Here is an 836-nt window from a genome sequence, read left to right as displayed (position 1 = left end):
GCCGTCTCAACTTGTGAACGCCCGCCGTAGCCAGGGTCACCGACCACCACGCCCGGCACATTGGAATGGTCGGGCAGCGTCTCTCGCCACGCCACGCCGCCGTCGAGCACCACCGGGCCAAGATAGTGGCGGTGTGACATGGAAGCCTCATAGCCGACAACGTCACGGCGCTGGACCGCAATCTCGGTGTCTTCCAGGTAGTTGCGGTTGATTTTGCGGAACAGCTTGAACTGGGCGCCGGTGCGCGAGGTCGCGTCGCGATGCAGCACGCCGCTGATGCCGGCATTCACCTCAGAGCTATTGCCGCTATAGACGATGGGCTCCTCGAAACCCGCCACTGTTTGGTTGTAGCGCGAGCGATTGGCGCCGACGAACAAGGTGGCATAGCCGACCGGCACGCTCCAGTTGATGGAGTAGGAGCGCGTGCCCGCAGCGGTCGAACCTCGGTCTGTATTGGAGGACGCGGAAATCGACAGTTGGTCGTAGAGGTGCAGCGGCGAGTCGATGACCAGCGAGCCGCTCATCTGGTACTTGCCGGTCGACTTCAAGCCCGTGTTATCCGCTGACAGCGATGCGTGCCAGCGCTTGTCAGTACCCGGCTTGAGCACGATGTCAGATTCACCGACGCGCTCACCAGGAACGATGTCAAAGCTTGTCTGCGACTGGCCAGGCAGGCGACGAATGCTTTCCAGCGCCTGGTCCAAGTCGCGCTGGTTCAGCAAGTCTCCAGGGCCGGCAAGCAACACCATCCGTGCCCAACCGATGTTGTCATCCGAAGCATTGCGGATGGCACCAACGCGCCCTGCCAACACTTTGAGTTGCAACGTACCGCCGGC

The 836-nt window shown here is 62.1% G+C and carries 1 protein-coding gene; it reads right to left on the bottom strand.

Annotation, left to right across the window (positions count from 1 at the left end; genetic code table 11):
* Window positions 1-836 (bottom strand): ShlB/FhaC/HecB family hemolysin secretion/activation protein (locus FUT88_RS19670; RefSeq protein ID WP_147217636.1); only part of this gene is annotated, 836 nt, incomplete at both ends.

It is taken from the genome of Ralstonia sp. TCR112, assembly GCF_007997035.1.
GTDB classification, from domain to species: domain Bacteria; phylum Pseudomonadota; class Gammaproteobacteria; order Burkholderiales; family Burkholderiaceae; genus Ralstonia; species Ralstonia edaphi.
The sequence above is the reverse complement of the archived record's forward strand: the minus strand, read 5'-3'. Positions and strand labels throughout refer to the sequence as shown.